The following is a 13,894-nucleotide window of genomic DNA, read 5'->3' as shown; positions in this document are numbered from 1 at the left end:
ACACGGGCCGCTGGGCGGGCCCGGCGCCGCAGCCTTCCTTCACTCAGACACGTGAATGACAGCACGGGGGTTTGGTATGGCTGGCAATCAGGACCGGCGTTCGTACGACACCGGTGCGTCCGGTGACGTACAGGGCAATCTGCACATCATCGTCGGGCATCTGGAACGAGTGCTCGGAGACCGCGACCGCGCGGTGAAGGCGGCGATGGCCGACTATCAGGCCGACGGCGTCTCGGACGAGTACCACGGCAAGGAAGTGCGCTGGAACAAGGCGGCGAACGAGGTGCGGGAGATCATCCGCCTTGTGCGTTCGACGCTGGAGGAGAACGACGGCACGGCGCAGACGACCCTGTCGCGGGCCCGTGCCGCGGTGAACAACATCGGCTGAGCGCCGGGCGGCGAGGTAGGGCCGCTCTGCGTCGTCATGGGCGGCAGCAGAGGCAACGCCGACAGTAGAGGCAAGCAGTAGAGACAGGCAGTAGAGACAAGCAGTCAGCGAAGCGGGACAACGGGGATCGGCAGGGGGGCTCGGCATGCCCGCATGGGACATCTCGCCGTCCGGGGTGGAGTCGGTGACGTCGCTGGTGGGGCTGGCGATGGATGACATGGCGAAGGACATCAAGGCGTACGGGACCGATGTGGAGAGCGCCGCGACCTCGGCCGGGACGATCAGCGGGGGCGACTGCGGGAAGGTGCCGACAGGGCCGGTCGGCATCGCGCTGGCTCTCTTCGTGGACCGGACCATGGGAGACGTGCTCTCGCTCGGGGCCCGGGCCGGCAAGTCGGTCAACGGCGCGATCGAGGCGACCAACCACTACCTCCGGGGCGACCAGGAGAAGGCCGCGATCGCCCAGCGGAACGCCGCGAAGGCCGTCGACGTCGAGGCCCTGTTGGAAGCCGCCCGTAAGAAGGGCGGCAAGGGATGAACATGATCGCGCCCGGTGGCATACCGCGGTTCACCGGCGAACTCGAGCAGTTGGACAAGGACATCTCGGCGCTGCGCGGAGATGCCATCGGCATCCGTGACGGCGGGGCGGACGTCCACTCCCGCTTCCAGATGCTGGGTGCCTACTACAAGGCACCCGAGGCGCACGACCTGTTCGCCAGTACCGAACCGGTGCTGCACAAGTCCGACGACTTCGCGGCCGATCTCGAGACCGTCGCCGACGCGCTGGAGACGTACGCCGTGGAGGTCCGGCCGCTCGCCAAGCGCCTCGAAACCCTGAGGGCGGAGGCCATCACCTTCGTCGACAGTGTCGAGGGCGACGACGACTGGACGTACGACGGCGACAAGGTCGACCGCAACAACGAACTCCGCGACAGCGTGTCCGAGACGGTGAGTGCCTTCAAAGCGGCCGAGCGCCGGGCCGCCACCAAGATCTCCGCCATCGTGCACGGCCCGAAGTTCGTCGTGGACGACGGCAGTGGCCGCAAGCCGACCAAGGACATCATCCCGTACGGCTACGACTCCGACCTCCTCAAAGAGGCCAAGGACCTGCCCTGGGGCAGCGCGGTCAGCGAGTCCATCCACGTATACGAGGTCCACCGGCACTTCAAGCACTACGTCTGGGACGGATTCGTCGTCGACGGAGCAGGCGGGGCGCTCAAGGGTCTGGGCCATCTGGTAGGCATCGGGGGATCTGCCAAGGACGCCTGGAGCAAACTGGGCACGGCCCTCGGTGGCCTCGGGCAGTACGCGGCGAAGCCGTTCGACCTGCTCTGGGATCAGACGCTGATGCGGGATGTCGACAGCGAGGGCGTCAAGCGCCAGAAGAGTGCCGCGCGGGACTTCGCCAAGGGCGTGGTCGCCTGGGACCAGTGGAAGGACAACCCGGTCCGGGCTGCGGGCACGGCCACGTTCAACGTCCTGACCCTGGGAGCCGGCCCGATGGGGGTCGTCGCCAAGGGGGGAAGCGCCGCGGCCAAGGCGGCGGGTGTCGGCGCGAAGGCCGGTACGTACGCCGATCCTCTGTCGGCTGCCATCGCGGTCGGAGGCAAGGGGATCAGCAAGATGCCTGACATACCGAAGCTGGCGTCTCTGCCCAAGGTTTCCGACCTCACCTCCCGTATCCGCGGAGGGTCCGACGTCGGCGTGAACATCGACGCGCCGCCGGTGTACAGCGTCATGGAACTCGACGACGGTTCCAAAGTGGTGGTCAAAGACGGAGAGTTCACGGTCAGCGAGAAGGGCGTGGACAAGACCGGCACCGTTCCGCACGAGCCGTCCGCGGCTGCTCGTGCGGCTGCTCCGGAGCCGGTACGGCGGCACGAGCTGGTCGGCGCGGAGGCAAGGGCGCAGGACGGTCCGGCTCCACACGCGAGCGCGCATCACGACGCGTCGATCGGACACGGGGAAGCCGGTTCTGCGAGGAGTCAGCGGCACGATCAAAGTGGCGGCGACGTAGGGGCGCGGAATCCAGGAGCCGCCGGCGCGGCAGACAGCGGTGCCAGTACGGCAGACAGTGGTTCCGGGCATGGTCCGGGTCCACGTGGCGGCAGCGGGTCCGGTACGGGAGACCTTCCGGGACGCGGTCCCGGCGGGCCGCACCCGGCGGGTGCGGGTTGGTACGACGACCTCAGTCCCCAACAGATCAAAGATGTACAGGTCTACCGGGCCAATCACGAGCCCGGCTACTTCGAAAAGTACTACCAAATCCACGGGAGAAGGAACCGTCTCCATATAACAGATGAAAGTGGATTCACTCCGCCTCATCTGAAGAAGGATCCGAACAATCCGCACTCGTGGATCGCGGCGAGTGATAAACCTTCACCCTTCCCGGAAAAATACCTACCTGGATCGCGGGTCGATCGTGGAACGGGGACGGTTCGCACCGAAGAAGATCTCACGAAGATCCAGGATTCAGCTCGGCAGAGGTATGCGTCGGTGCAGGCCGACAATGCATGGCATGACCCTGTGCGTGAAGCCAAGGAGGCGTACGAAGCCAAGCGGACGGACGCCAATCTTCGTGCGCATGAGGATATCAAGGCTCGGCATGCACCGTTCCATGAAAGAATGAGCAAAGACAGCGAGGCCTTCGGCGAGGCCGTGTCCCGCTACCATGTGATACCCGAGCATTATCAGGGATACCAATGGGAGGAGCTGTCGGGCCCGAAGAATGGAAATGATCAGTTCGATCAGCTTTGGAGCCATACGGACGGCAACGGGACGCGGAAATTTGTCGTCATCGAGTCCAAGGGTAGCCACAAGCTGGGCCTCGGAAAGCGAGAGCTTCCCAACGGTTTCGATGCCAGGCAAGGCTCGAAGGAATACTTCGTCGATATTCTGAGAAAAATGCGCGAGCGCGGTCTGGACGGGGACGCGAGGGAGTTGAGCCTTTATCGTGAACTCAAGAAGGCCCTTAGGCACGGAAACGTGGACTACGTCCTTGTCAAGGCCAAGTCGACTGCCGCGGGCGAGTACGCTGGCTACTCGAAGTGGACGTTCGACATCAGATGACGGGAGCGTCAAGTGACGGCGCGAGTAGTGCGGCACGTCCGGCCGGGGACGCTGGACGCGGCTGCCCTTCGGGAGCTGACCGAGGAGTTGGAAGAAGGCGTCGACAGTCTCGGCGAGTCCGCCACGGCCTTCGGTCTTGCTTTGGACGAGGCGCTGACCTTGGTCCAGGGCCGGGCCCTGCTCGACTCCGATGCCTCCGAGTTGGAGACGTGGGAAGCCACGGTTGCCGCTATGCAGGTATGGACGGCTGCTTTTGCCGCGGCGCGGGCAACTGAGGGTGTCGTCGAGTGCCGGATCATGGATGAGCCTCGCACTGTTCTGGCGACGGGTCCGCAGTTCTATGCGAACGCCGGTAACTGGCTGACTGCGCTCTGGCTCGTGATCATCTGCCGGGAGCAGGGACGCATGGATGCCCTGTGCCAGATCCCCGTCGACTTGCTGCGGGAGTCCGGCGCACACGGTGACCAGTACGTGTACCACTGGGTAGAGGCGCTGCAGATGTACTGGACCGAACGCCCCGGCCTGTTCGAGGAGTTGCAGGCCGCGATCGAGGCCTCTTACCCCGAAGTGGCCACGATCGCGCCGCGAGATCTTCTGCAGAACGTCCTGTACCAGCCCATCCACCTGTTCGCTCAGTTCCTGCGCAAGGACCATGCGGCGTTCAATGCCGCGCTCGCCGAATCTCTGGAGTTGCACAAGGCGTACTGGACGGCGAATGCCGAGCGCAGCAACGACCTCCAGGGCGCAATAGCTCTGGGGCCCCTGGCCATCGCCTGCCTTGCTTACGATGCCGGATTCCCGATCGATGTGGAGTCGGAGTACATTCCGAAAGCACTGCTGGAGCGCTCTTGGACAGGGGAGTTCGAAACCTGATGGTGGGTTCGACCGTCTGCTCGCCAACGACGTCCTCCATGGCAGCGGGGTCGCTGTGACCAGGGACGTCATAGCCCTCACGCCCACCATGCCCGACCCCAAGACGGTGCTGGCCGGGCTGTTCGCGGGTGGTCCCGACCTGGAGGTCCGTACGGTGGCCGACGGTGCGGTCGTGCAGTTGTGCACGCCCGACGGGAGAACGCTGGTCTCCGTCGAGGCGCCGTTCCTCGTGCACACCCTCGGAGAGGCCCAACGGTTGCTCGGCCGCGAAGTGCGGCTCCCTGACGTCCCGTTCTGGTGGACCGAGGCCCGCGCCTCCACCGCGTACGAAGAAGCCGAACGGCTCGCGGGATCCTTTGCCGGACGCGTCGCCACCGTCCTCGGCGGCACCGTCTGGCCTCCGGAGGCGGCACACACCGATGTCGTCTCCGTGGCTACGGACGAATCCGGCGAGGCCCAGGCCGCCACGCCCCCAGCCGTCGACGCCCTCACCGACGACACTGCCGTCGTCATCCAGGACCGCGCTGTCGTCGCCATGACCAGCTGGCTCTCCGACGCCCTGCGCCGCGCCACCGCCGACGGCCGCGCCCTGACGATCGTCACCCCGCCTCACACCACCCTCACCCTGCCCACCCGCATCGCTCTGCAAGGACACCCCAACCGTTGGGTTGTCCAGGGACCGGGCGCCGGCTACTACGACGGCCTGTCCGGCGCCGAACTCCACTGGCAGGGGACTGCCTTCGCACCCGTCCTCGACGCGGACGGCGGCACCCGAGTCGCCGACTCCTTCAAGCCCGTCCCCAACACGGGCGAACGCCAGCTGATCATCTACCTCCGCACCCGGCACGACGCCGACGAAGGCCTCGTTCTCGGCGGTGCCCTGGAGGCCGCGTTCCGTCGTCTCACCGGCGCACCCCCGGCCGGATGGGGCACGGCGGAGCCCATCAGCCTGCCCTGGTCGACGCGCCAGTTGACCGGCCTCGCCCGCAGTCGCGCGCCACGGCCGACCTGGCTGCTGACCGTGGGTGGCACCGAGTGCCCGGCCCTGGCGACGACCGGAGTCACCCGCACCACGGCCGGCGTCGAGGAAGAGATCACTCTCACCCTCGGCTACGGCGCCGACGAACCCGTTCCGCTGGATGCCGTCCAGCCCCTCGCCGAGACTCTGGCAGTCGGGCACGGACTGATGTCCATGCTGACGTCACTGCGTGCCGCCCGACGCGATCTGACCGTCCCCCCGCGTTTCGAGCCTCCGCCCGTACCGGCGGCTTTCACCCTCGGCCCCGACGCGGTACGGGACATCGGCCTTGCTCACGCGGGCCGCCCGCCCATGAACATCAGCCCGGTGTCCCTCGGACCCGCTGCCGCGCCCGCTCTGCACTATCCGCTCGGCGACGGCAGTGATTACTCAGGCTGGGAGCACCTGGAGAAACTGATGAGCCATCTCGAGGCCGGGAAGTGAATAGCCATGGCGGCCCAGGACTACGACAGTCAGCTTCTGGAATCCGTCGCCGTCCGGCGGCGGCGGCTTCGTGATGCGCTGCTCTTCGGTGGACAGCGGCAGCGGCGGGGATGGGACGAGCGGCTGGGGAAGATGATCGGTGGGATTGTGATCGCCGCCGTGCTGTGTGCCGGTTGTGTGGGGTGGTCGTTCATTTCGCATCGGGTGATGAAGGACAAGCCCGGGGGAGGTTCCTCCGTTCCCGGTTCTTCAGTTCCTGGCTCTCCTGTTCCGGACTCCTCCGTTTCCTCTTCGGGGAAGGTCTCCGGATCAGCCGAAACGCCCTCCGTGTCCGCTTCTTCTCGGTGATAGGTTCGAACTTGTGATATCCGCGGGGGCAATGCGCCGAAGTCAGGGCCATGGCCGTGGCCAGGGGCGTGTGGCGTTGAGCCGGGTGACTCTGGTGGGGGAGCGGCGGCGGGTCGATCTCGTGCTGCCTTCCCGGGAGCCCGTCGGGCTGTTGCTGCCCGAGGTGATGCGGCTGCTCGACGACCGCGTGGGCGCCCGGCCCGAGTTGCGGTATCTCGTGGCGGCCGACGGCTCCGCCCTCGCGCAGGACAGCAGCCTGGAGTCGGCCGGTGTCGCCGACGGAGCCGTGCTGCGGCTCGTGCGTGCCGAGGACGCCCCCTCGGCACCCGTCGTCCACGACGTCACCGACGAAGCCGCCGGCGATCTCGACGTACGGGCCTGGCGGTGGAGCGAGGGGTCCCAGCGGGCGGTGTGCGGGGCTGCTGCCGTGGGGTGGGCCCTGGCCGCCGCCGCACTCGCCCGCGGTGAGTTCGACGACTCCCGCGCGGGAGCGGCGCTCCTCCTCGTCGCCGCCGTGGCCGCGCTCGGCGGCGCGCTGCTCGGGCGGGCCGGGCGGCGCGGCCTCGCCACCACCCTCGTCTCCGTCGCCGGCGCGCTCGGCGTCTTCGGCGTCTGGACCGCCGGGCACGCCCATGGCTGGTCCGGGCCCGCGCAACTGGCGGGAGTGGGGGGCGTGCTGGTCGTCGCTCTCCTGCTCCTTGGATGGTTCACCCCCCTCGGGCGCGGTGGAATCGTCGGGGGCTGCGCCCTCGCCGCCTGCGGCATCGCGTGGGAAGCCGTCCTCGGCCTCCAGGACGGCGGGCAGCTCCTCGACCGCGTCGGCGCCGTGCTCGCTGTCGTGTCCGTCGTCGTACTCGGCGTGCTGCCCCGCCTCGCCCTCATGGCCTCCGGACTCTCCGGCCTCGACGACCGGCGGTCGGGCGGCGCCTCCGTCAGCCGGTACGAGGTCGGCAGCGCCCTCGCCGCCACCCACCGCGGGCTCGCCCTCGCCACCGTCGCGCTCGCCGTCTCGGCCGGTGCCGCCGGCGTGCTCGCCCTGCGCGAGGTGACGGTGTGGTCGGTGCTGCTCGCCGCGGACGCCGCCCTGGTCCTCGCGCTGCGCGCGCGAGCCTTCCCCCTCGTCGCCGAGGTGGTCGTGCTCCTCGCCGCCGCCGCTTCCGTGACGGCCCGCCTCGCGTGGGTGTGGCTCGGGCAGGGCGACGCGACGACGGGGCCGTTGGCGCTCCTCGTCGTGCTCGCCCTCGCTCCTCTCCTCGTCCTCGCGGTCCGGCCCGCCGAACACGTACGGGTGCGGCTGCGCAGGATCGGCGACGGCCTCGAGTCGCTGGGCGTCATCGCCCTGGTGCCGCTGGCGCTCGGCGTGTTCGGTGTGTACGGGCGGCTGCTCGAGACCTTCGCGTGAGGACGCCGGACATGACTGAGGCACGGGAGGACTGGCAGCGGGACTTGCTGCGGGAGTTGGGGGGCAGTTCTGGTGTTGCCAGTGGCAGCACCGATGTCCCTGCCGGTGCCAGTGCCAGCACCGAAGTTTCTACTGGTACCAGCGCCGGTGCCGACACTGGTACCAGCGCCGGTATCGAAGTTTCTACTGGTACCAGCGCCGGTACCGACGGCGATTCGATCCCGCCGACAGCACCCGCCCCCATGGACCGAGGTCCCGCCCCCGCCTCCCGAACCGGAACCCCCACCCCCGAATCCACCCCCACAGTCGACCCCCGCCTCGCCATCGCCCTCGGCCGCCCCCTGCACGGCGACTCCGCACCCCGCCGCACCGGACGCGCCCTGCGCAGGCTCACCTCCTCGGCGGCCCGTGAGGTCGCCGAGGAGTCGCGGATCGCGCGGGAGGTACAGCAGCCCGTCACCACCGGCCGGGTCATCGCGGTGACGTCGATCCGGGGCGGCGTCGGCAAGACCACCGTCTCCGCGCTGCTGAGCCGGACGTTCCACCACTACCGGCACGACCCGGTGCTCGCCCTGGAGGCGGACGCCGCGCTCGGCACTCTGCCCGTGCGGCTCGGAGCCGAGTCGGTCCGCTGGTCCTGCGCGGACCTCGCGCGCATCCTCACGCCTGCCATGCAGCTGACCGACGTCACGGGCTACCTGGTGCCCGTGCCGGACGGTGGCTGGCTCCTGCCGGCGAGCCAGGGCCGGGTCGGCGCACCGCTGGACGTACCGACGTACCGGACCGTGACGCTCGCCCTGCGCCGCTACTTCGCGGTGACCGTGGCCGACTGCGAGACGCTGCCCGGCGAGGTGGCCCGTACCGCGATGGACACCGCCCACGCCCGGGTCGTCGTCGCCCCCATGACCGTGGAGGGCGTGAACGGCACCCGTCTCGTCCTGGACTGGCTGTCCCGGCTGCCGCACTCCGCGCTGGCCACCACCGTCGTCGCCCTGACCGCCAACTCGCCGGACATGACCCTCGACTTGAAGACCGCCGCGGCGCACCTGCGCGAGACCGGCGTGGCCGTGGTGCCCGTCGCGTACGACCGCCACCTCGCCCAGGGCGGACCCATCCGTGGCACCCACCTCGGCAAGGCCGCCCGTGACGCCGCCGTCCGCCTCGCCGCCGAGGCGATGCACCGCGCGGTACAGGTGCGGTGAGCCAGAGATGGGACGCACGGGCCGACTGAAGCAGGGGCGCCAGGCGAGGGACAGGAACCAGGCGAAGCACAGCAGCCAGGCGAGCCAGAGAAGCCAGGCGCAGGACAGAAGCCAGGCGAGGCACAGAAGTGAAACGCGGCACGTAAGCCAGGCGAAGCACAGCAACCAGCCGAGGCACAAAGGTCACCCGAGGCACAGCAGCCAGGCGAGGCACCGCAACCAGCCGACACACGGAAGCCGGCCGAGCCAAAGCAATCAGCCGACGCACAGACCCCAGCCGAGGCAAAGGAGCCCCCACCCCCGATGACCTCCCGCCTCGTCCACCGCCCCGCCCGCTCCACCCGCCCCCCGGCGGACACCACCCCCCGCCGCACCATCGAACCTCCGCCCAACCTCCCCGAGGGCAAGATGGGCAACGCCGCCACGGCGCTTCTGCCGATGGCCGGTGTCATGGGATCGGTCGTGATGATGACCGTCGTCCGCAACAGCCAGTTCGCCGCTCTCGGCGCGATCGTGCTGGTCTTCGCTCTCCTCGGCGGGGTCGCGCTGTTCTGGTCCCAGCGGGGCAAGGCGCAGCGCACCCGGCGTACGCAGCGGGAGCGGTACCTGGAGTACGTCGAGGAGCAGCGCGACGCGCTCGGGGCGGCGGAGAGGGAGCTGCGGGCACGGGCCCGGTTGCTGAATCCGCCGCCGCGGGCGCTGTACGACCTCGTACGGGACCCGGCCAGGCTGTGGGAGCGGCGCCGCGCCGACGTGGACTTCCTCGACGTACGGCTGGGCTGCGGCGACGTCCCCGTACAAGAGGTGGTGATCGGGCAGCACGGCGGGAGCGGGGTGCTCACGCCGCCGGACCCGTTCATGCTGAACGAAGCGCGCGCCCTACAGGCGCGGTTCGCCGTGGCGCCCGACTTCCCGCTCACCGTGCCGCTCGACCGGGCGGGCAACGTCAGCGTCGTCGGTGACCGTGCGGGCGTGCTGAGGGTGGCGTACGCCCTGCTGGTGCAGACCGCCGTGGCGCACGCCCCGGACGACCTCGGCATCGCGCTCGGCGTGCCGGGCGAACGGCTGGCGGAGTGGGAGTGGGCGAAGTGGCTGCCGCACGTCCAGGACCCGACGGCCGACCCGGAGGCGTACGACGGCCCTGTCGCCGCCCGGCGCATCGCACCGGACGTGACGCAGCTCGCCCGGCTGTGCGGCGCCGACCTGCGGCGCCGCTCCGCATACGCGGCCGAGGTACGGCGCGGCCTGTCCGGCAGGGACGCGCTGACGCTCACCGACCGGCTGCTCGTGGTCAGCGACACCCATGGCGACACGGCCGGGGAACTGCCTCGGCCGGACACCGCGATCGGCCTCGGTGCCATGGGCGTGACGGTGCTGCACCTCCTGGAGCGGCAGATCCATGAGCCGGACGAGGTGAGCGTGCGGATCACCGTCGACGGTGACCACGTCGTCGTCGAGGACCTGCGCACTCCGTCGGCGGGCACGGAGCGCTTCACGGCGCAGGACCCCGTCCCGCGCCCGCCCCGCGCGCACGGGCTCGCGGACGAGGTGGGGGTCGCGGGCGCCGAGGGTCTCGCCCGGATGATGGCGCCGCTGCGGCTCTCGGCGGAGTCCACCGCGGAGGGCACCCCGGTGTCGGGGCCCGTCGACTTTCCCGCGCTGCTCGGCATCGACGACCCCGCCCTGCTCGACCTGAAGACGCTGTGGGCGCCGCGCGCCGAACGGGACTTCCTGCGCGTGCCGATCGGCCTCGACGACCGGCACGATCCGGTACTGCTCGACCTGAAGGAGTCGGCCGAGCTGGGCATGGGCCCGCACGGCCTGTGCGTCGGCGCCACCGGCTCCGGCAAGAGCGAACTGCTGCGCACGCTCGTGCTCGCCCTGACGGCCACGCACTCTCCCGAGGACCTCGCGCTCGTCCTGGTCGACTACAAGGGCGGCGCGACGTTCGCCCCCTTCACCGGACTTCCGCACGTCGCGGGCGTCATCACGAACCTGGAGAACCAGGCCGACCTCGTCGAACGCGTCCACACCAGCCTCGCCGGCGAGATCACCCGCCGCCAGCAGGTCCTGAAGGACGCGGGGAACGTCGCCGACGTCGGGCACTACGCCGCCCTGCGCGAGCGGCGGCCCGCGCTCGGCCTTGAGCCGTTGCCGCACCTGTTCGTCGTCATCGACGAGTTCGGCGAACTCATCACCGCCAAGCCCGACTTCATCGACCTGTTCCTGTCCATCGGACGGATCGGCCGGTCCATCGGCGTGCACCTGCTGCTCTCCAGCCAGCGCATCGAGGCCGGGAAGCTGAAGGGCCTGGAGACCTATCTGTCCTACCGGCTCGGCCTGCGCACGTTCTCCGCCGACGAGTCACGGACCGTCCTGGACACGGCCGACGCCTTCCAGCTGCCACCGCTGCCCGGCTTCGGCTATCTGAAGGTGGACACGTCCACGTACACGCGTTTCAAGGCGGGGTACGTGTCCGGGGCTCACCGGGGGCCGGTCCTGCGCGCCGACGGCAGCGACACCGCCGGTGCCGCCGGCGCCGGGCCGCTCGCCTGGACGTACCCCGCGTTCAACGCCCTGCCCGCCGACTCCGGCGCGGCCGCGGAGGAGCGGGCGCCGCGCGAGCGCGAGACCGGGCCGACCGTCCTTTCGACGGTGGTCGACCGGCTCGCCGCCGCGGCCCCGCCGGTGCGCCGCATCTGGCTGCCGCCGCTGCCGGATGCCGTCGCGCTCGACACCGCGGCGGGGCCGCTGCGCGTATCCGCTCGCGGACTGCGTCTGGACCGTGCCGAGGGACACCTGCGGGTGCCGCTCGGTGTTCTGGACGACCCCGCCAAGCAGTGGCAGGGCCTGTGGACACTCGACCTCGGTGTCGCGGGCGGCCACGTGGCCGTCATCGGCGGCCCGCAGTCCGGCAAGACCACGCTGCTCCGCACCCTGGCCCTGTCCCTGGCGCTCACGCACACCCCCGACGAGGTGGCGGTGTACGGCCTCGACCTGGTCGGCGGCGGACTGTCCGCGCTGGCCGGGCTCCCACACGTCGGCGGCACGGCCTCGCGCGCCGACCGCGAGCGCCTCGCCCGCACCGTGGCCGAGATGACGGCCCAGCTCGCCGTGCGCGAGGAACTCTTCCGCCGGCACGGCATTGACTCCCTCGACCGGCTCCGCACGCTGCGGTCGGCCGGGCAGCTGCCCGAACTGGGCTCCACCGACCTGGTCCTGCTCGTCGACGGCTTCGGCGCGCTGCGCGAGGAGTTCGCCGACCTCGACGACGACATCGCGGAGCTCCTCAAGCGCGGCGGGGGGTACGGGATCCACGTCGTCGCGGGCATGCTGCGCTGGAACGACGTGCGGATCGCTACCCAGTCCCTGTTCGGCACCCGCGTCGAGCTGCGCCTGAACGACCCGTCCGACTCCACTGTCGATCGCAAGCTCTCCGAGACGCTCGCCCCCGGCACCCCCGGGCGGGTCCTGACCGACGGCAAGCTCTTCGCGCACACCGCGCTGCCCCGCACCGACGGCCTGCCGGACACCGCGGACCTGGGCGCGGCCCTGGAGGCGGCGGCCCGCACCGTCGACGCCACCTGGCACGGCGAACCCGCCGCTCCAGTCCGGGTTTTGCCGACCAGACTCCCGGCCGCCCGTCTCCCGTCCCCGCACGCCGCGTCGAAGGCCGTCCCGATCGGCGTCGACCAGGACACCCTCAGCCCCGTCCTCCTCGACCTCTTCGAGCGCGACCAGCACCTGCTGGTCCTCGGCGACAACGAGTGCGGCCGTACGAACCTGCTCCGGCTCGTCGCCGACCAGCTCATCGCCCGGCACGGCCCCGACGAGATCGTCTTCGCCCTCTTCGACCCGCGCCGCGGTCTGCGCGGCGCCGTCCCCGAGCCGTACCGCGGCGGGTACGCCCACAACGCCAAGCTGGCCGCGGCCCTCGCCACCGGCATCGCGGGCGAACTCGACAAGCGCCTGCCCGAAGCCGCGGACCCCGACGCCCCCGAGACGGCCGAACCCGCCTTCACCGGCCCGCGCATCGTCATCCTCGTCGACGACTACGACATCCTCACCACCGCGGGCCAGCAGCCCCTGGCCGCCTTCCTGCCCTATGTCTCCTCTGCCCAGGACATCGGCCTGCACTTCGTCGTCGCCCGCCGCACGGCAGGCGCCTCCCGCGCCCTGTACGAGCCCTTCCTCACCACCCTGCGCGAGACCGGCACCACCACTCTCCTGATGAGCGGCGACCGCAGCGAGGGCCAACTCCTCCCCGGCCTGTACGCCTCCCCCCAGCCCCCCGGCCGCGGCACCCTCGCCCGCCGGGGGCACCGCCACCAACTGATTCAGACGGCTCTCGCCCACGACCCGGAATCCGCGGAAGAGCCGAAAGCGAAGAAGCACCTGTGACCAAGGACGTCATCGCCCTGACCACCGCGATGCCGGACACCATGGCTCTGGTGGCCGGCCTGCACGCCGGGGGGCGGACCTGCGCGTCCACGCCTTGGACGACGGGGCCGTCATCCAATTGCGCACGCCGCAGGGCCGGCCCCTGCTCTCCGTGGAGGCACCCGTCCTCATCCAGACACCCGACGAAGCCGAACGCCTCCTGGGCTCCCAAGCACCCCTGCCCGACGTCCCGTTCGGGTGGACCGAGGCGCGTTCCGCCACCGCTGTCGCCGAGGCATCCGACCTCGCCGGGTCGTTCTGCGGCAGGCTCACGCTGCTGCTCGGTGGCACCACGTGGCCGCCGGTGGCCGTCTCTCTGCGGGTCGTCCCGACTGCCGGCGACTCGTTCGGCGAGGAGACCGTCGAACGTGCTGTCGCCGATGAGGCCCTGCCTGCCGTCGACATCCTCACCGAGTCCACCGCGGTCCTCCTCGCCGACCGGCCCGTCCTCCCCTTGACGGCCTGGCTGTCCGACGCCATCCGCGCCACCGCTGACTCGGGCAGAGCGCTGCACATCGTCACGCCGCCCGAGACACGGTTGAGCCTGCCCCTGCGCGACGCGCTGACCGGCCCGCCGAACCGCTGGGTGGTACAGCATCCGCAGAAGGGCGGCTCTCGATGCCCGGGGCGAAGCCACGGTCGCGCAGACATTCATTCCGCCTGAGCCCCCCGCGGAGCAGCAGCTGACCGTTTTGCTGCACACGCAACAC

At 70.4% G+C, this 13,894-nt stretch carries 9 protein-coding genes; all 9 read left to right on the top strand.

Translation table 11 applies throughout. From position 1 onward, the window contains the following. Positions 1 to 76 precede the first annotated feature (76 nt). Positions 77 to 388, top strand: coding sequence for a pore-forming ESAT-6 family protein (locus GPA10_RS01230; RefSeq protein WP_157163846.1), 312 nt, complete (start codon positions 77 to 79; stop codon positions 386 to 388). Positions 389 to 533: 145 nt separating this feature from the next. Continuing rightward, entirely contained in the window at positions 534 to 926 is a 393-nt protein-coding gene (locus tag GPA10_RS01225) for a DUF6507 family protein (protein ID WP_058852706.1), read from the top strand. Continuing rightward, positions 923 to 3,457 (top strand): hypothetical protein, encoded by a 2,535-nt coding sequence (locus tag GPA10_RS01220; protein ID WP_157163845.1) that lies wholly within the window; start codon positions 923 to 925, stop codon positions 3,455 to 3,457. The genes GPA10_RS01225 and GPA10_RS01220 overlap by 4 nt, the downstream gene beginning before the upstream one ends. A 12-nt stretch (positions 3,458 to 3,469) precedes the next feature. Further along, positions 3,470 to 4,330: an immunity 49 family protein gene (locus GPA10_RS01215; RefSeq protein WP_058852704.1), complete on the top strand. Its 861-nt coding sequence runs from the start codon at positions 3,470 to 3,472 to the stop codon at positions 4,328 to 4,330. Between the two features lie 55 nt (positions 4,331 to 4,385). Next, positions 4,386 to 5,792, top strand: a complete 1,407-nt coding sequence (locus GPA10_RS01210) for a DUF6177 family protein (protein WP_343040163.1) — start codon at positions 4,386 to 4,388, stop codon at positions 5,790 to 5,792. Positions 5,793 to 6,210: 418 nt separating this feature from the next. Next, positions 6,211 to 7,542 carry a type VII secretion integral membrane protein EccD gene (gene eccD, locus GPA10_RS01200; protein WP_343040162.1) on the top strand — a complete coding sequence of 444 codons (1,332 nt, stop codon included), beginning with the start codon at positions 6,211 to 6,213 and terminating at the stop codon, positions 7,540 to 7,542. A gap of 242 nt (positions 7,543 to 7,784) precedes the next feature. After that, positions 7,785 to 8,744, top strand: a complete 960-nt coding sequence (locus tag GPA10_RS01195) for a CpaE/TadZ family protein (protein WP_246258601.1) — start codon at positions 7,785 to 7,787, stop codon at positions 8,742 to 8,744. 303 nt (positions 8,745 to 9,047) lie between these two features. Next, the gene (gene eccCa, locus GPA10_RS01190) at positions 9,048 to 13,145 is read left to right on the top strand and encodes a type VII secretion protein EccCa (RefSeq protein WP_157163842.1); all 4,098 of its coding nucleotides are present in this window, start codon (positions 9,048 to 9,050) and stop codon (positions 13,143 to 13,145) included. Between the two features lie 94 nt (positions 13,146 to 13,239). Beyond that, the gene (locus GPA10_RS01185) at positions 13,240 to 13,848 is read left to right on the top strand and encodes a DUF6177 family protein (RefSeq protein ID WP_198351475.1); all 609 of its coding nucleotides are present in this window, start codon (positions 13,240 to 13,242) and stop codon (positions 13,846 to 13,848) included. The last annotated feature ends 46 nt before the right edge of the window (positions 13,849 to 13,894 follow it).

The organism is Streptomyces typhae (genome assembly GCF_009755605.1).
GTDB classification, from domain to species: Bacteria; Actinomycetota; Actinomycetes; order Streptomycetales; family Streptomycetaceae; genus Streptomyces; species Streptomyces typhae.
Note: the sequence above shows the minus strand (reverse complement) of the source record. Positions and strands in the feature narration are given on the sequence as shown.